The organism is Bradyrhizobium iriomotense, assembly GCF_030160715.1.
GTDB lineage: Bacteria > Pseudomonadota > Alphaproteobacteria > Rhizobiales > Xanthobacteraceae > Bradyrhizobium > Bradyrhizobium iriomotense.
Genome location: NZ_BSOW01000044.1, coordinates 45498 through 61824, shown reverse-complemented (window position 1 = coordinate 61824; position 16327 = coordinate 45498). Strand labels below are relative to the sequence as shown.

Sequence of the window (16327 nt, the reverse complement as noted above, 5' to 3'; positions counted from 1 at the left end):
GAGGCCGCAAGCCGCCTGCGGCCGCGGGTGGCGCGTTCGCCGCGCCGGGGCGCGGTGAAGCGGCGCCGTCCGCCGCGGGGTTGAGGCAGTCGTTTGCGTCTCCGTGCCCCGGACGCGGCGCAGCGCTTCTTCAGCGGTGCGCTGCAGAGCCGGGGCCCATGCCGCAGGGGAGTCCATTGCTGCATGGGTCCCGGCTCTGCGCGGCAACACTTCGCGTTGCAGCGCGTCCGGGACAAGAATGCCGAGAAGCTTACGACGATGCGATCTTCGGCCGGCCGTAGATCGCATCCGCCCGCTTCTCGAATGCGGCGGAGAAGCGCGCAAACGCGGCGTCGAACATCGAGCCCATCAGCATTGCGAGCATGCGGCTCTTGAACTCGTAGGCGAGGAAGAAACCGACGTCGCAGACCCCCTCGCCCTTGGGCTCGAAGGTCCAGCGGTTTTCCAGGTTCTTGAACGGCCCTTGAAGATATTCGACGAGGATTTTCAGATTGGCCCGGTCGAGCGTCACCCGGCTGGTGAAGGACTCCTTGACCAGCTTGAACGACACCGTCATGTCGGCGACCAGCACCTCGGTGCCGTCGGGTTTTGCAATCCGTTGCCGCACCTTCAAGGCGCTGCATAACGGCACGAATTCGGGGTAGCGTTCGACATCGGCGACCAGATCAAACATCTCGGTCGCGCTGTGATTGACGCGGTGCTTGCTCGAAACTCGATGCATAGGACTTCAGCGGGCCTGAGCTGCCCGCGCTTCCTTCAGTCTCGCGAAATCATCGCCGGCGTGATGCGACGAGCGGGTCAGCGGGCTCGCCGATACCATCAGAAATCCCTTGGTGTAGGCGACCTTTTCATACGAGGAAAACTCATCCGGCGGCACGTAGCGCATCACGGCGTGGTGCTTGCGGGTCGGCTGGAGGTACTGGCCGATGGTCAGGAAGTCGACGTCGGCCGAGCGTAGATCGTCCATCACCTGGAGCACCTCGTGGCGCTCCTCGCCGAGGCCGACCATGATGCCGGACTTGGTGAAGATCGTGGCATCGATCTCCTTGACCCGCTGCAACAGCCGGATCGAATGGAAATAGCGCGCACCGGGCCGCACCGTCAGGTACCGCGACGGAACGGTTTCGAGGTTGTGGTTGAAGACGTCGGGCTTGGCCGCGGCAACGATCTCGAGCGCCCCCTCCTTGCGCAGGAAGTCGGGCGTCAGGATTTCGATCGTGGTCGAGGGACAGGCGGCGCGGATTGCGCGGATCGTCCTGGCAAAATGCTCGGCGCCACCATCGGCGAGATCGTCGCGATCGACCGAGGTGATCACGACATGGGCGAGCCCCAGCTTGGCCGTGGCCTCGGCCACATGCTCCGGCTCGGCTGCATCGAGCGCGTTGGGCAGGCCGGTCTTGACGTTGCAGAAGGCACACGCGCGGGTGCAGGTGTCGCCCATGATCATGAAGGTGGCGTGCTTCTTGTCCCAGCACTCGCCGATGTTCGGGCAGCCCGCCTCCTCGCACACCGTGTGCAGGCCGTTCGCACGCACGATGTTGCGGGTGTCGGCATAGCCGCGGCTGCTGGGCGCGCGCACGCGGATCCAGTCCGGCTTCGGCGGCGAAGCGGAATCAGGGCGATTCACCTTTTCAGGGTGGCGCGGGCGCAGCGGGTTCGTGATGGTATCGACAATAACGACCATGATCTGTCCGGTCTGTTCAGGTCCTACCTAGTCGGTCTGGCTGCCTGCCGCAACCCGGCTCGCGCCGCTTCAGGGAACATGGCAGATATGGGCAATATCCTGCTCTGTTGTCAGGCGATTCTCACCTCGAATGGCTCCAACCTCGAAGACTTCCACACCGCGGCTGGGCAAAGTCCTGACGCGCGGCTTTTTCGACCGCGACGTCCGCGAGGTCGCCCCCGACCTGATCGGCGCCACGCTGCTGGTCGACGGTGTTGGCGGGATCATCGTCGAGGTCGAGGCCTATCATCATACCGAGCCGGCAGCACACTCCTTCAACGGACCGACGCCGCGGAACCAGATCATGTTCGGCCCGCCCGGCTTTGCCTATGTCTACCGCTCCTACGGCATCCACTGGTGCGTGAACTTCGTCTGCGAGGAGAAAGGCTCGGCCAGTGCCGTGTTGATCCGGGCGCTGGAGCCGACGCATGGCTTGGTCGCGATGCGTCGCCGCCGCCATCTCCAGGACGTGCACGCGCTGTGTTCGGGCCCGGGGAAGCTGACCGAGGCGCTCGGCATCACGATCGCGCACAACACGCTGCCGCTGGACCGGCCACCGATCGCCCTGCATGCCCGGACGGAGGATGTCGAAGTCGCAACGGGCATCCGGATCGGCATCACCAAGGCGGCCGAGCTGCCCTGGCGCTATGGCATCAGGGGCTCGAAATTCCTCAGCAAGCCGTTTCCGAAATAGGCCCGGGATTCGACTTACGACACCTGCTTCAGCCGCTCCAGGGCCTCGAGCAGCTTCGCCTTGCGCGCCAGCGCGGCCTCGCGCTTTTCGCGCTCCTCCTCGACGACCTCTTCGGCGGCGTTGGCGACGAATTTCTCGTTCGCCAGCTTGGACTCGGCGCGCTTGATGTCGGCGTCAGCCTTGGCGATCTCCTTGTCGAGACGCACGCGCTCGGCAGCGAGATCGACCACGCCCTTCAGCGGCAGGGCTGCGACCTCGCCGCGCACCAGGATCTGCACGGCGCCGTCGGGCGCGCGATCGGCGAAGGAAATGTCCGACAGCCGCGCCATGCGCTTGATGACATCGACCCAGCGCGGCGCGCGCTCCTTCGTCTCCGGGGAGGCGCCGGCCAGCACCAGCGTGGTCAGCGTCGCCGGCGGGATGTTCATCTCGGCGCGCACCGAGCGGATCTGCGTCACCAGATCGATCACCCAGCCGATCTCGGCCTCCGCCGCAGGATCGGTGAAGTCGGCATGGTCGAAGATCGGCAGCACCATCGGGGAAATGAAGGCGCCGTCATTCGGCATCGATGCCGCGACCATCGCGAGCTCTTCCGCGGTCGGCCCGGTGGACTTCAGCGGCCAGGACGCCAGCGTGAGCAGTTCCTCGCGCTTGGCCGTGACCTCCCACAGCTCCTCGGTGATGAACGGCATGAAGGGGTGCAGCAGCTTCAGGATCTCGTCGCGCGCCCAGGCGACCATGGCGCGGGTCTCGGCCTTGGCGGGACCGTCCGGACCAAGCAGCACGGGTTTTGCGAGCTCGACATACCAGTCGCAATAGACGTTCCAGACGAAGCGGTAGATCGCGCCCGCCGCATCGTTGAAGCGATAAGCCTCGATCGCTTCCGTCACCTCGCGCGTGGTGTGCGCCGTCTCGTGTGCGATCCAGCGGTTGAGCGTCTGCGTCGCCTTTGCGGGCTCGAAGCCCTCCGGCACGACGCACTGGTTCATCTCCGCGAAACGGCAGGCGTTCCAGAGCTTCGTCGCGAAATTGCGATAGCCCTCGACGCGGCTGGTCGCGAGCTTGATGTCGCGCCCCTGAGCGGCCATCGCGGCCAGCGTGAAGCGCAGCGCGTCGGCGCCGTACTCGTCGATCAGGTGCAGCGGGTCGATGACGTTGCCCTTCGACTTCGACATCTTGGCGCCCTTCTCGTCGCGGACGAGCGCGTGGATGTAGACGGTCGAGAACGGCGCCTCCTTCATGAAGTGCAGGCCCATCATCATCATCCGGGCGACCCAGAAGAAGATGATGTCGAAGCCGGTGACCAGCACGTCGGTCGGGTAGTAGCGCTTCACCTCCGGCGTGTCGTCTGGCCAGCCGAGGGTGGAGAACGGCCAGAGCGCGGAGGAGAACCAGGTGTCGAGCACGTCCTCGTCGCGGGTGATGATGCCCTCGCGCTTGTTGCGGTCGAGCGCCATCTCGCGCCCCTGCTCCGGCGTGATGACCTCCTGCTCGACGTAGTAGCCGAGCGCGTGGCTGACGGCCTCCTCCTCGGTCTCGGCGACGAACACCTTGCCGTCCGGCCCATACCAGGCCGGGATTTGATGGCCCCACCAAAGCTGGCGCGAGATGCACCAGGGCTGGATGTTCTCCATCCACTCGTAATAGGTCTTTTCCCAGTTCTTCGGCACGAAGGTCGTCGCGCCGCTCCGCACGGCCGCGATGGCAGGCTTCGCCAGCGTCTTGGCGTCGACGTACCACTGGTCGGTGAGGAAGGGCTCGATCACGACGCCGGAGCGGTCGCCATGCGGCACCGTATGGGTGTGCGGCTCGATGCGCTCGATGAAGCCGAAGGCCTCCAGCCGCTCGACGATACGCTTGCGCGCGGCGAAGCGCTCGACGTTGTGGAACTCCTCGGCGAATTGCGAGGCGCCCTCCGGCAGGTCGCGCAGGTAATCCTCATTGTCGACGAGGTCGAGACAGCCCTCCTTGTCGAGCACGCTGATCTGGCGCAGGCCATGGCGCTTGCCGACCTCGAAATCGTTGAAGTCGTGCGCCGGCGTCACCTTCACCGCGCCCGAGCCCTTCTCGGGGTCGGAATAGTCGTCGGCGACGATCTTCACCTTGCGGCCGACGAGCGGCAGGATCACGTGCTTGCCGACGAGCTTCTGGTAGCGCTCATCCTCGGGATGCACGGCGACGCCGGTATCGCCGAGCATGGTCTCCGGGCGCGTGGTGGCGACGACGATGAAGCTCGCGGGATCGTCGGGGCTGAAGCTCTTGCCCTCGATCGGATAGCGCAGATACCAGAGGCTGCCCTTGACCTCGACCTGCTGCACCTCGAGATCGGAGATCGCGGTGAGCAGCTTCGGGTCCCAGTTCACCAGCCGCTTGTCCTTGTAGATCAGGCCATCGCGGTGCAGTTCGACAAACACCTTGATGACGGCCTTCGACAGGCCCTCGTCCATGGTGAAGCGCTCGCGCGACCAGTCGCAGGAGGCGCCGAGGCGCTTGAGCTGGTTGATGATGGTGTCGCCGCTCTCGGCCTTCCACTCCCAGACCCGCTCCAGGAATTTCTCGCGGCCCATCTCGCGGCGGCCCGGCTGCTGACGCTCCATCAGCTGCCGCTCGACCACCATCTGGGTGGCGATCCCGGCGTGGTCGGTGCCCGGCTGCCACAGCACGTCGCGGCCGCGCATGCGCTCGAAGCGGCACAGCACGTCCTGAAGCGTGTTGTTGAGCGCGTGGCCCATGTGCAGCGAGCCCGTCACGTTCGGCGGCGGGATCACGATGGTGAAGGGGGTGGCGTCGCGCCGGTCGGGACGGCCTGCCTTGAAGGCAAGGCTGTCCTCCCAGACGACGGACATGCGGGCTTCGATATCGGCGGGCTGGTAGTTTTTCTCGATCATGGGGCTGCTAAAAAGCCGTGCACGGGGGCCAAGTCAACGGAAAGTGTCAACGGAATGGTTTATGGAAAGCCCGGCGGCAAAGCGGCTTTCCGGCCCGGTCACCAGGCCGAATGGGACATAAAAGCTGGGCTTTATCAGGACCGCGCGGCCGGGGGCCTTACCGGCCGCCGCGCGAGACCCGCTCGATTTCCGCCTTCACGATGCGTTCAACGAGGCCCGGCAGGTTGTCGTCGAGCCAGGATTTCAGCATCGGCCGCAGCATCTCCTTGACCAGATCCTCCAGCGTCCGCGCATTCGAGCTCAGGACGGTATGGGCCAGGGAATTGAAGGCGGATTCGACGGCCGAGATCGTCGTCTGCGCCAGGATCGGCTGCTGCGGCGGCAGCGGCGGCGCGTTGAAATCGACCGGCTGGTAGGACGGTGGCGGAGGAGCCGACCGGGACGGCGGCGCCGCGGCTTCGGCGAATTCGATATCATCGCCCGGCTCGACCTTGCGAAAGCTCGGTGGCGGAGGCGCTGGCGTTTCCACCGCCATCTCGTCCGTCAGCTCGAGCACGTCGGGTTCGGGCTCGGGTTCCGGTGCCCGCATCTCGGGCGCGGGGGTCGCCTCGTCCAGCCCCGCCAGCAGCGCGTCGATATCGTCCTGGTTGTTGCTTGCGGCCGGTGCTGGCGGCGGCGGAGCCGCAGGCTTTGCAGCCGCTGGTGGCGCAGCAGGTTTTTCGGCGGCGGGCTTTGCCGGCGCGATCTTGGACGGCGGAATGTCATTCATCGCGGCCGGCTTGGGCGCCGGCGCGGCTGCGGGCCTGGCGGGTTCAGCGGCCTTCTCGGCCAGCGGAGGCTTGGCCTCATCGTCGGCAATGATGCGCCGGATCGAGGCCAGAATCTCCTCCATCGAGGGCTCTTGGACCTTTGCAGGCTGCGTCATCTCCGACTCCACATGATCAACGCCCTCGCATGCGTTGTTTTACACCAAGCACGACAGGATTGGCCGGTTCCGAACAGGTGGCTCGAGATTTTCGCCGCGACAGCCCGACTTGTCCCCAAGTCAAGGCGATTGCGACTCATCGCGCGGCGGTGCGTCCCCTGCCCACTTCACCGAAGCCGTACGCAAACAACAGGAGGTGCGATGCGAATCGCGCCCTCACCTCAGTGAAAGGCTATGTCAGGGCGTTTGATGATTGCAAGCAAACCGCGGGTCGGTATCGCAGGTCGGCATCGCTCTTGGACGACGCCGACCTCGTTGCGGAGATCAGCGTCCGTCGGGCGTGCGCACGCCGACCCAGCTATCGCGCACCTGCTGGTAGTGCACGCTGGCATCGTAGACGTTGGTCTTCAGGCCGAGCACGATCGGCGACAGGCGGCCGACCGAGCTGAGAACGCGATAGGAGTTCACGACGCGATCGTGCTGCGCGTTCACGAGATTGATGCGGGCGTTGACCAGTGCCTGCTGTGCGTTGAGGACGTCGAGCGTGGTGCGCTGGCCGGCCTTCGCCTCCTCGCGCACACCGTTCAGTGCGATCTCGGATGCCGTCACCTGGGCCTGCGCCGATTGCACCTGCGCCTTGGACGCTTCGAGCTGGCCCCAGGCCGATACGGTGTCGGACCGAGCCTGGTCGCGCGTTTGATCGAGCGTGAGGCGCTGCTGCGCCAGCGTCTCCTTGGACTGCCTGATCAGCGAATATTCTGCGCCGCCTTGATACAGTGGCATCGAGGCCTGTGCGATCGCGGCAGCGTTGAACGAGCTTGGAGTGATCAGAGTTTGCTCATAGGATTGATTGACCGAGGCTTGGAGCGAGAGCGTCGGCAGCAGCGCGCCTTCGTTCACTTTGACGTTCATGAACGCAACATCGATGCCGTACATCGCCGCCGTCACCGTCGGGTTTTCGATGAGCGAGAGCTCGACCGCTTTTGGCAGCGATTGCGGGAGCAAGCGATCCACCGGCGAGCCGGGCGCGAGATTGACGGGCTCGTTGCCGATGATGCGCCGATAGTTCGCGCGTGTCGCCGTCAGCGTGGCCTCGGACTGCTGCTCGAGGGTGCGACCCGCGGCCAGTTGTGCCTCGGACTGTGCCACGTCGGTGCGGGTGACTTCGCCGACGTTGAAGCGGTCTCGCGTCTGCTTCAGCGTCTGCTCGAGCACGCGCACGTTGCTCTTGTTGACCTCGACCGTCGCCGAATCACGCAGGTAGTCCATATAGGCCTGCGCTGCCGAGAACAGCACCTGCTGCTCGAGATTGCGCAATCCCTCGCGAGCGCCAGAAACCTGATTCTCCGCGGCCCGGGTCCGGTTAGCGGTCTGGTTGCCGTTGAACAGCGTCTGGGACACGGTGAGCCCGGCCGCACGCGGTGCATTATTGCCACTTAGGATCTGGTGTATCACACGGCCAGATCCACTGGCCGCCGTCGAGTCGGTGTGTAAGTATTGAACGCCGGCGCTCGCACTCAGCGAGACTTTGGGCCGATAGCCCGACAATGCTTGGGGCACGTTTTCGTCTGTCGTGCGGACAAATGCGCGCTGCGCGTTGAGCTGCGGATTGTCCTGATAGGCGCGCACCAATGCGCCTTCGATCGTCTCAGCCAAGGCAGGCGACTGCCCGGCGAGCGCCATCAGGAGGACCGAAACCGCAGCTCCGGTGAAGAGCTTCACCCCATGCATCCAGAAATTCCGTTTCATTCTTATCGCCGGCTCGTGCCCGCGAGCCGGGTGACAGAGAGTCGTTGCCCCCGCCCTACCATAGGACGCGGACCGGCCGGACGGAACTACCTGACGGTTGTTCGAAGCGGAAACTCTTCACGTGCAGCATCCCTGCCACACTTCTGATTCAGAACGGTATTTTTAACGGGTTCCACCGTCAAAAGACGAAGGCGGGTGCCCGCGTGAGGCCCGGAAGCACCGGGGCTGCCGCGTCGAACAGTGCACGGTGGCCAAATTCGCCGTGGGCGCGGGTCACGATCATGGCCCGCTGGGGCGTCGTCTCGGCCGACACGCCGATCAGCCGCCCACCCTCCTTGAGCTGCTCGAAGAGCGTGCTGGGCGTCACTTCGGTCGCCCCGTTCACGATGATCACATCGTACGGAGCGGCCGCCGGGTCCCCATCCGCGCAGGGCGCCGCTGCGCACGCCACGTTCGCAAATCCCAGGGCGGCCAGATTGCTCTTCGCCTTTGCGGCAAGTGCCGAATCGCTTTCGGTAGCCGTGACCTGCGCAGCGAGCCTGGCGGCAAGGGCCGCGACGTAACCGGTGGCGCAGCCGACCACCAGGACATGATCAGCCTCGCCGATCTCGGCCGCCTGAAGCAGCTTGGCGGTGAGCGCTGGCTTGATCAGATACCGCTTGGCCGATCCGCCTTCGGCCACGTCGAGATCGAGGTCGAGATAGGCCAGCGCCTGCCGGCTTGCGGGCACGAAAGCCTCGCGGGGAACCGCGAGCATGGCATCGAGGATGCGGCGATCGGTGACGTCACTGGTGCGCACCTGGCCATCGACCATCTTTTGGCGCGCGGTCGCAAAACCGGACATTGGGGAACCCTGGAATGCGGACGGCGCCGCGGGAAAACGTGACGGCATCTTTGGAACATGCCCCGCCAAAACGCAACACGACGATTACCCGAAGGCGGGCAGCCTCGGGCCCCGTCACACAGGGTTGACGCCTTGCGCCCTATTCGATCGCGACGGCGAGCCGGCCGATCAAGGCTGCGACTTCGTCGAGCCGGGTCGAATCGCGTGCCTCGACCGCACGCGCGAGCAGCGCGAGACATTCGTCGTCGCTGAGATCGGGGATGTCGTTGGGCAGAATCGAGGGGGCCATTTGGGAATGGTCGACCTGAACGTTCGGCATCGGAATCAGCTCCGCGTAAGCCCGGCGTCAGGGAACCTCGATTTCAATTGAGTCGATTTGGCGTCGTTCCGATGTCGTCGCGGCAGACGATGTGCACGACCGCGTGAACGGCTCACAGGAGCGCGCGGCAAGATATTGAATTTGATGATAAATTTGGCTCCCCGGGCTGGATTCGAACCAGCGACCATCCGATTAACAGTCGGATGCTCTACCGCTGAGCTACCGAGGAAAAGGGCGAACCTGCGTTCGCGCGGGGCTGCGTATAACAAAGCCTCCGGCGCTTGCAAAGGACGAATTCGTCACATTCCGCACCTGTGTGAGGAAGAGCATACACCCCTCCTCTGCCCGGTCACAGGCGTTGGCGAATTTGCGATCAGTTACTCACTCCGCGACGAACGAGGTCGTCTTGGTGCCGGGGTCGTAGCGCAGCCTCAGCACGTTGAACTTGCAGAGGTTGACGTTCTTCCACAGCACGGCCTCGTTGTAGTTCTGCCAGTCGACGCGGATGTTCCAGACGCATCCTTCATCGTCGTCGTCGAACTCGACATAAGTACTCGCCTGGTTCTGCAAGACCTTGTCGAGTTCGTTGTCCCATTCGTCCAGACCATCGTCCGGTGAATTGAAGCCGAGAAACTTGATGGCGTAGCCGGTCTCGTTGACGACGGAGACGTTGCGGGAATCCGCGGCCTGCGACGGCACGGCTGCGACCGAGAGACCGAGCGCAATGAGTGCAGCAAGAAAATACTTCATGAGAGAGCCCCGATCAAAAGAACATCCGGCGCCTGCACGTCGGGCGCAGGTGCCGGGGCAACCAATGGCGTTGCCTCCAGGTTTCGTTCGGAGAGCGATCGAAAGGCTCAACACACGATCGACCTGCACTCCGGAACGGTACGCCACGCGAGAAGCGTACGGCCTGTTCTTATCGACTAGGGCTCGCGCCAGCAATGAATGGGCATTCATAGCCGACGCATTCACAGCCTACTCTGCGGCGTCGGTTTTCTGAGGCGCTGGCACACTCGCGGCAACCTCGACAGCGGCACCATTGCTCTTGCCGGTGACGGCGCCGACCAGCGCCTTCACGGGATCCTCACCCGGGGCAAAACCGCTCTGGCGCAGGATCTCGTCGATCATCGGCCGCAGTGCATGCACCTTCAAGAGCTCGCCGGCGAGACCTTCGCCGAAGCCGGCATTGCTGCCGTTTGCGCCGTTGCCGCCGAACGCGCCGCCGGTGTGCAGGATGCGGACGTCCTTGATGTTGGCGATCGGCTTCACCATCTCGGCGAGCGCCGATGGCGTCATCTCGATCCGCTTCTTGGCGATCTCGAAATCGATGACGTTGCTGCCGAGCTTGTTCTGCGCCTCGTTCTTCATGGTGATCACGGCGGCCTCGGCTTCACCGATGTTCTTGACGCCGACCGCCTTGATCTTGTTGGCCTCGGCTTCCGCGCTCGCGAGCGTCTTGGTGGCCTCGGCGCGGTCGAGCGCCGCCTTCTTCTCGGCTTCCGCCGCGACGATCAGCTCGGTCGATTTGCGCTCGGCCTCGGTGCGCGCGGCGAGCACCTGGGTCAGGCGGGCGCGGTCGGCGACCTCGACCGCGCGCGCGGTCACGACCTTTTCCTCCGCGGACACCGCCACGGCTTCCGCCGTCTTGGCTTCGGCAACGGCTTCGGAGGTCTGCTTGCTCTTCGCGGCGATCTGGATCTCGTTCTCCTGCGTTGCGATCTGGATCTCGCGCTGCGCGTCGGTCTTGCGCTTGTTGATCGCGAGATCGGATTCGATCACCGCCGTTTCCTTGATCTGCTTGGCGCCGGCCTCTTTCTCGGCGACCGCACGATCGGTGTCGATACGGGCATTCTCCTCGGTCAGGCGCGCGGTCTGTGTCGCGGTGGCTACTTCGGCACGCGTGCTTGCCGTCTTGTTGGCGATGTCGCGCTCCTGCGAGAGCTCGGCCTCCTTCTTGGTCCGCTCGATCCCGAGGGTCTGCTGCCGCGCCTCGAGGTCCTTTTGCGCGATCGCCACCTCGTTGTCGCGCACGATGGCGTTGCGGTCGCGCCGGCGGGTCTCGGTGATGGTCTTGAGCTGGGTAAGACCCTCCGCGTCGAAGAAGTTTTCCGGGTTGAAGAACTTGACGTCGGTCTGGTCGAGTTTCGTCAATGACACCGACTCCAGTTCAAGTCCGTTGGATTTGACGTCGGATTCGACGGTCGCCTGCACGTGCTTGACGAAATCGCTGCGCTTCTCCTGCAATTCCAGGATGGTCATGGTGGCCGCCACAGACCGCAGGCCGTCGACGAACTTGGCTTCGACCTGATTACGCAAGGCTTCGGCGTCATTGGTCAGTGCGCCCAATGTCTGGCTTGCGAGCGCAATGCTCTCATCATCCGGGCGAACGCGGACGTAGAATTCGGCGACGATGTCGACGCGGAGCCGGTCCTTCGTGATCAGCGATTCCCGCTCCTTGCGCTCGACCGTGAGCCGCAGCGTCTTCAGGTTGACGCTGGCATAGGAGTGGAAGATCGGCAGGATCATGGCGCCGCCGTCGAGCACGACCTTCTTGCCACCGAGGCCAGTGCGGACGAACGCCTCGTCGCGTGTGGCTCGCTTGTACAGGATGGTGAAAACGATGCCCAGGACGACGATCAGCGCTACGCCGATCATGGCCGGGACTGCGATGTCGAACATAGGTCTCTCCGCTAAATGCTTTGCTGATTGCTTAGAGTGGATTTGGATGGTTTGAGTTCATCGTCGGCTTTCACCGCCACGAAGCGGGTGCCGACGCGGTCGACGAGCAGGACAAGGGTTCCCTGCGGCAGAGGTGCCGAATCCAGCGCCGCGACCGCCATGACGAAATGCCGGTTGCCATGGACATCGGCGACGCTGACGCGGCCCGGCGGTCCCTGATCGAGAGGACCGATCACGACCTCACCGACACGACCGACGAGATCGCCGAGGCCGACCGCGTAGCTTTCGTCCTTGGGAATCATCCTTGCGATGAAGCCCGAGGAGACGCGCACCAGCGGGATGGACGCGGCGAGCGCGCCGATCGAGGCGATGCTCGCCGGCAAGGGCCCGGCCACCAGCCGCGCGATATCCTGGATCAGGAAGCCGGTGATGGAGAAGGCGCCGAGCAGCAGCAGGATGAAGATCAACAGCGGCACGCCGCCGAGATTGATCCAGGAGATGGCGTTGACGACGCCGCTGTCGCTGGGGTGACCGTGGCCGAAGTCGACCGCGATGCCGAGAATCTCGCTTAAGGAAGCCCCGATCAGCATCAAGACGACTTCGACCGAGCCGAGAATGACGATCATGGCCGCCGCGATCGCGAACGGCCTGACCTCAGGCGCCATCACGTGTTCGAGCAATGTGCTCATGGCCGCGAACTCAGGAGCGCGTCTTCAACCGCGCGAGCCTCGCCGCAATCTCCTTGTCGCGATGCAACGCGCTGAGCTCGTCGATGTCGCTCGAGAACGGAATGCCCGTCGGTACGCCGGTGGCCCGCGCCACCGCCCTGCCCGCGCGCAGCGCCTTTGCTGCGGCCGCGTTGCCGGCCTGCTTCTTCGACGTTGCGGTTGAATGCGTGCCCGCGGCCGCCTCGCTTTTCTCGAGATCGGCGCGCCGCTGCTCGGCATCCTGGAGTGCCGAGAGCACCGCGCGCAGCGAGGTGACGCATTGCTCGATCTTCTCGTTGTTCTCATCGATCGCGCGCGACAGCACCTCGAACTGCGCTTCGAGGTCCATCTGCCGCGCGATGCCGGCGCGGGCGAGGTCGTCACGGCTATCGTCGATCGCGCCCTGGATCTTTGCGGCAAGATCCGTCATTGCGCGCTCGATCTCGCTGCGCCGGGCATTCAACCGATATTCCTCGGCGCGCGCGGCCGCGAGCGCCTCGCGCGCCTCGTTCTCGGCGTTCTCGATCTCGCGGATGGCCTGGCCCACGACCTTCAGCTTGTTCTTGCCTTCGGCCTGCTCGATCGCGTCATAGGCGATGCCTGCGATCAGGCGCCCGACCCGGGACAGGAAGTTCTCGGGAGCGGCAGCGATGGTATCCATGGCGTTCTCCTCCTCTGGCAGATTGTTCGGCGTGACGCCGTAGTGAATTTCGAAACCGTCATCGGTGCGGATCAGGTGGGCGGGCACGCTCTGACCCCAGCCCTCGGCGTAGCCGACGTAGTCGAACGGCACGCTGAAGCGCCCCTGCACGGTGGCGATCGAGATCGTGGTCGGGCCCTTGAGCTTGGCGAGCTTGTCGTCGAGCGGCAGCCGTCGTCCGCTCGCCGCGCGATAGTCGGCGCGGTCGCGCAGGCCCAGCGTTACCAGGCGTGACGGCAGACCGGTCTGTTTCCGGATCGCGTCGTAGGCGTGGGCATGCAGCAGCACGACGTTGGAGCCCACATTATGCGTACGGGCGACCTCCTCCAGGATCTCCATCATGCGGTCATAGGCCTCGAAGGTCGCCTCCAGTGCGGCTTTGACGGCCGGCTCAGGGGCGAGCCTGTAGCGCAGCGCGGACGGCGCTTGTCGGGGCGACGGGCTCATGGAAAGCACTAAAGCACCATTTTGGTGCTTTACAAGGGGGGTGGCCGATCACGTTTCACTGATCCTCATGCACGGTATCGATTAGTCGCCGCCGGCACAGGCGGCGTTCAAGGCGCCAGGTCACCGATAGATCACCGCCGATCAAGACTTCTTGCACGCGCCGGTTGCAATTTTCATTGAAATGGGAGCACTGGGGACGGCCCTGGCTCAACGCACAGTTCGTCCGCAGCATATCCACAGGCGAGCCGTGTCGATTTCCACAGCGCGTAGCTACACTTGCTGCGCACGAACCCACAGGCAGCTGGCTTAGCCGCCCGCTTGCTCGAACACGGCGCGGCAGGCCTCGCTCAGGCTCGGCTTGTTGCGGCGCAGGCACGCGGTGATGGCGCGGACGTTGGGGATCTCGCCGGCGCAGAGACGGTAAACGTCGGGGGTGCAGGCCCGGCGCTGCTCTTGCGTGCCTTGCGCGGAGGCTGCGGAAGCAAACAGCGTCAGGAACAATCCGAGAGTCGAGGCCCGGCGGGCCCGGCTCTTCACGCCTGCAAACTTCAGGAACCTCGCCTTCATGACCTCGCGCCTCCTGTCGGCCTCGCCCGCACCGGCCTTCGTTGACCGGTGTCACGCCAGATCTTGCGGGAAATAAACCTCTGGGAATGTGATCTCCTTCACACTGACGCGGAGATGGAACCGCATACGGTCCCGCGCGGGGATTCTTAGGAAATCGCTAACCAATCGAGCGCCAATCGCCGGATCGATAAAATTCGACCGATCCGCTCAATTGGGAGAAAAGCCGGTTTTGCGAATTTGCGCCGTCGGGAATGGTCCGGAGGGTGCGATGAGCGAAGCCGAATTCAACTTGCTGCTGGATGCCGTGCGCGCCGCCATCGAGCCCGTGCCGGAGGAGGAATTCGTGTCCCGCTCGTGGAAATTCGACGTGCTGCTCAAAGCCGCCAACGACAACGAGGGCGCCTGGCCGCTGCTGCCGTTTCCGGATGGCTGGTACGCCGCCTGCTGAGCGCGACGTCCCGCGCTCCTCTCTCACCGCTACGACCGTCAGAACGGGTCGCCGCTTCGCATCCCGCGGAGACGATCAATCAGCTTTGAGTGCCTGACTGGTCTTCCGACTCGCGCCGCTCCCTGACGGGATCTGCGGACGGAAAGATGCTCTCGTAGATCGCGCGGGCTTCCCGTATCAGACGGGCCCGCTCGAGCTCGGACTTTGGAATGAATCGGACGATCTCGCCCACGTGCGCTCCAAGGTTTCTCGGCTAGGCATTCATCATCTAGGTGATGCGATCTTCATGCCAAGGCAGCTGAATCGCGGTTAACCGCCAACCCCGGACAAATCCGGGTGAATTCCCTGCGCGCCGCCTCATGGGGCGGAGAACGGGTTCCCGCGCCGGCGTAATTTATGCTGGGAAATCAGGAGTTTGTGATGGAGGCCACGACCAGAATTGAACTGGTGTAAACGGTTTTGCAGACCGCTGCGTAACCACTCCGCCACGTGGCCCCGTAGGGGCGGACTGATATAGGGGATCAAGGACTTAGGCAACCGCCTTCATCCGACTTCCCGATCAGTTGTGGAAGCTCGTCCAAATTGCGGCGGGGCGGCCGCTATCCAAACATCTGCACCAGCTTGAGGCTTGCGCAGATGATCATCCCCCACAGCGCAAAATTGATCTCGAGCGCGGCGAGCATGAGCGTTTTCCCTGGTGGCACCACTTTAAGCTGTAGTGCTCAGTGTCTACGATCGCTCAACCCTGTCAGGGGCTCCAGCACATAATTTCCGTTTTTTTGCCGCGCTCGCCTTGGTCAGGTCACAAACGCGATTGAGCCGTAGCATCCGATTCTGGGTGCCGGCAGCAGGCCGGGAGCTACGCCCTGCCCTCGCCGGTGCCAGCCAGATATTGGTCGAGGATGTCTTCGGTCGAACCCGCGGCGGCGATCCGTCCCTCGCGCAACAGGATCGCACGGTTGCATGTGTTCTTGATGAGATCGATGTCGTGCGAGGCGAGCACGAGGATGCCGGCACGTGCCACGATTGCATCGAGCCGCTGGCGCGCTTTCTTGCGGAACTGCTGGTCGCCGACGCCGATCCACTCATCGAGCAGCACGATCTCGCCCTCGATCGCGGTCGCGACCGCGAAGATCAGGCGAAGCATCATGCCGCTGGAATAGGTGCGTAGCGGCAGATCAAGCCGATCGCCGAGCTCGGTGAACTCGGCGATCTCCGCACGTCGCGCCTCGATCTCGGTGCGCCGCGCTCCGATCACCAGCCCGCGCCGCAGGATGTTCTCGTAACCGGTCGCCTCCTCGTCGAAGCCGGCGGCGAGATCGAACAGCGACAGGCAGCGGCCGCAGACATCGACCGTGCCCGCGGTCGGATGGTAGATGCCGGCCAGCACCCTGAGCAGCGTGGTCTTGCCGGCGCCATTGGCGCCGATGATGCCGAGCCGGTCGCCGGCGCGGATCTCGAGGTCGACGCCGTTCAGCGCGGAGACAAGGCGCGGGCGCGGCGCGTTGCCGGCGCTCCGCAACGTCACCGCGCGCACGAACCGGCTGCGCAGCGAGCGGTCGCGAAACGACAGCACGGGAAACGCGACCGAGACATTGCGCAGCACGATGTGGGCAGCCGAGCTCATGGCGCGC

15 protein-coding genes and 2 tRNA genes are annotated in these 16327 nt (G+C 64.4%); 2 read left to right on the top strand and 15 right to left on the bottom strand.

All coding sequences use genetic code 11. From position 1 onward, the window contains the following. Nucleotides 1-250: 250 nt before the first annotated feature. Entirely contained in the window at nt 251-721 is a 471-nt protein-coding gene (locus tag QQL28_RS40005; protein ID WP_284274523.1) for a type II toxin-antitoxin system RatA family toxin, read from the bottom strand. Nucleotides 722-727: 6 nt separating this feature from the next. Continuing rightward, on the bottom strand, nt 728-1684 hold the full coding sequence (lipA, locus tag QQL28_RS40000) for a lipoyl synthase (RefSeq protein ID WP_284274522.1): 957 nt from the start codon (nt 1682-1684) through the stop codon (nt 728-730). A gap of 130 nt (nt 1685-1814) precedes the next feature. Here lipA and QQL28_RS39995 point away from each other — a divergent pair, with 130 nt between their 5' ends. After that, complete coding sequence (locus tag QQL28_RS39995) at nt 1815-2417, top strand: DNA-3-methyladenine glycosylase (protein ID WP_284274521.1); 603 nt, start codon at nt 1815-1817, stop codon at nt 2415-2417. 14 nt (nt 2418-2431) lie between these two features. On the opposite strand, the gene QQL28_RS39990 is transcribed toward QQL28_RS39995, so the two are convergent. The 11 genes from QQL28_RS39990 to QQL28_RS39940 form a co-directional block, all read right to left on the bottom strand. After that, complete coding sequence (locus QQL28_RS39990; RefSeq protein WP_284274520.1) at nt 2432-5305, bottom strand: valine--tRNA ligase; 2874 nt, start codon at nt 5303-5305, stop codon at nt 2432-2434. A 157-nt stretch (nt 5306-5462) separates the two neighbouring features. Beyond that, nucleotides 5463-6230, bottom strand: a complete 768-nt coding sequence (locus tag QQL28_RS39985; protein WP_284274519.1) for a PopZ family protein — start codon at nt 6228-6230, stop codon at nt 5463-5465. Nucleotides 6231-6554: 324 nt separating this feature from the next. Next, the gene (locus QQL28_RS39980; protein WP_284274526.1) at nt 6555-7961 is read right to left on the bottom strand and encodes a TolC family outer membrane protein; all 1407 of its coding nucleotides are present in this window, start codon (nt 7959-7961) and stop codon (nt 6555-6557) included. A gap of 196 nt (nt 7962-8157) precedes the next feature. After that, nucleotides 8158-8823, bottom strand: a complete 666-nt coding sequence (locus QQL28_RS39975; RefSeq protein ID WP_284274518.1) for a protein-L-isoaspartate O-methyltransferase family protein — start codon at nt 8821-8823, stop codon at nt 8158-8160. A gap of 139 nt (nt 8824-8962) precedes the next feature. Next, on the bottom strand, nt 8963-9142 hold the full coding sequence (locus QQL28_RS39970) for a hypothetical protein (protein WP_284274517.1): 180 nt from the start codon (nt 9140-9142) through the stop codon (nt 8963-8965). A gap of 154 nt (nt 9143-9296) precedes the next feature. Beyond that, nucleotides 9297-9371 (bottom strand) — tRNA-Asn (locus tag QQL28_RS39965). A gap of 152 nt (nt 9372-9523) precedes the next feature. Continuing rightward, the gene (locus QQL28_RS39960) at nt 9524-9892 is read right to left on the bottom strand and encodes a hypothetical protein (protein WP_284274516.1); all 369 of its coding nucleotides are present in this window, start codon (nt 9890-9892) and stop codon (nt 9524-9526) included. A gap of 228 nt (nt 9893-10120) precedes the next feature. After that, on the bottom strand, nt 10121-11824 hold the full coding sequence (locus tag QQL28_RS39955; protein ID WP_284274514.1) for a flotillin family protein: 1704 nt from the start codon (nt 11822-11824) through the stop codon (nt 10121-10123). Between the two features lie 11 nt (nt 11825-11835). Beyond that, nucleotides 11836-12513, bottom strand: a complete 678-nt coding sequence (locus QQL28_RS39950) for an OB-fold-containig protein (RefSeq protein ID WP_284274512.1) — start codon at nt 12511-12513, stop codon at nt 11836-11838. Nucleotides 12514-12523: 10 nt separating this feature from the next. Beyond that, complete coding sequence (locus tag QQL28_RS39945; RefSeq protein ID WP_284274510.1) at nt 12524-13687, bottom strand: PspA/IM30 family protein; 1164 nt, start codon at nt 13685-13687, stop codon at nt 12524-12526. A gap of 297 nt (nt 13688-13984) precedes the next feature. Further along, nucleotides 13985-14245, bottom strand: coding sequence for a hypothetical protein (locus QQL28_RS39940; RefSeq protein ID WP_284274508.1), 261 nt, complete (start codon nt 14243-14245; stop codon nt 13985-13987). Between the two features lie 268 nt (nt 14246-14513). On the opposite strand from QQL28_RS39940, the gene QQL28_RS39935 reads away from it, so the two are divergent. Then, nucleotides 14514-14693, top strand: a complete 180-nt coding sequence (locus QQL28_RS39935) for a hypothetical protein (RefSeq protein WP_284274506.1) — start codon at nt 14514-14516, stop codon at nt 14691-14693. A gap of 421 nt (nt 14694-15114) precedes the next feature. Here the strand turns inward: QQL28_RS39935 and QQL28_RS39930 are convergent. Further along, nucleotides 15115-15188, bottom strand: a tRNA-Cys gene (locus tag QQL28_RS39930). 364 nt (nt 15189-15552) lie between these two features. After that, nucleotides 15553-16320 carry an ABC transporter ATP-binding protein gene (locus QQL28_RS39925; RefSeq protein ID WP_284274505.1) on the bottom strand — a complete coding sequence of 256 codons (768 nt, stop codon included), beginning with the start codon at nt 16318-16320 and terminating at the stop codon, nt 15553-15555. Between the last annotated feature and the right edge of the window lie 7 nt (nt 16321-16327).

What these genes read in the sequence shown, in the direction of transcription:
- QQL28_RS40005 (WP_284274523.1), bottom strand. Translation starts at nt 721, where the DNA reads ATGCATCGAGTTTCGAGCAAGCACCGCGTCAATCACAGCGCGACCGAG.
- lipA (WP_284274522.1), bottom strand. Translation starts at nt 1,684, where the DNA reads ATGGTCGTTATTGTCGATACCATCACGAACCCGCTGCGCCCGCGCCAC.
- QQL28_RS39995 (WP_284274521.1), top strand. Translation starts at nt 1,815, where the DNA reads ATGGCTCCAACCTCGAAGACTTCCACACCGCGGCTGGGCAAAGTCCTG.
- QQL28_RS39990 (WP_284274520.1), bottom strand. Translation starts at nt 5,305, where the DNA reads ATGATCGAGAAAAACTACCAGCCCGCCGATATCGAAGCCCGCATGTCC.
- QQL28_RS39985 (WP_284274519.1), bottom strand. Translation starts at nt 6,230, where the DNA reads ATGACGCAGCCTGCAAAGGTCCAAGAGCCCTCGATGGAGGAGATTCTG.
- QQL28_RS39980 (WP_284274526.1), bottom strand. Translation starts at nt 7,961, where the DNA reads ATGCATGGGGTGAAGCTCTTCACCGGAGCTGCGGTTTCGGTCCTCCTG.
- QQL28_RS39975 (WP_284274518.1), bottom strand. Translation starts at nt 8,823, where the DNA reads ATGTCCGGTTTTGCGACCGCGCGCCAAAAGATGGTCGATGGCCAGGTG.
- QQL28_RS39970 (WP_284274517.1), bottom strand. Translation starts at nt 9,142, where the DNA reads ATGCCGAACGTTCAGGTCGACCATTCCCAAATGGCCCCCTCGATTCTG.
- QQL28_RS39960 (WP_284274516.1), bottom strand. Translation starts at nt 9,892, where the DNA reads ATGAAGTATTTTCTTGCTGCACTCATTGCGCTCGGTCTCTCGGTCGCA.
- QQL28_RS39955 (WP_284274514.1), bottom strand. Translation starts at nt 11,824, where the DNA reads ATGTTCGACATCGCAGTCCCGGCCATGATCGGCGTAGCGCTGATCGTC.
- QQL28_RS39950 (WP_284274512.1), bottom strand. Translation starts at nt 12,513, where the DNA reads ATGAGCACATTGCTCGAACACGTGATGGCGCCTGAGGTCAGGCCGTTC.
- QQL28_RS39940 (WP_284274508.1), bottom strand. Translation starts at nt 14,245, where the DNA reads ATGAAGGCGAGGTTCCTGAAGTTTGCAGGCGTGAAGAGCCGGGCCCGC.
- QQL28_RS39935 (WP_284274506.1), top strand. Translation starts at nt 14,514, where the DNA reads ATGAGCGAAGCCGAATTCAACTTGCTGCTGGATGCCGTGCGCGCCGCC.
- QQL28_RS39925 (WP_284274505.1), bottom strand. Translation starts at nt 16,320, where the DNA reads ATGAGCTCGGCTGCCCACATCGTGCTGCGCAATGTCTCGGTCGCGTTT.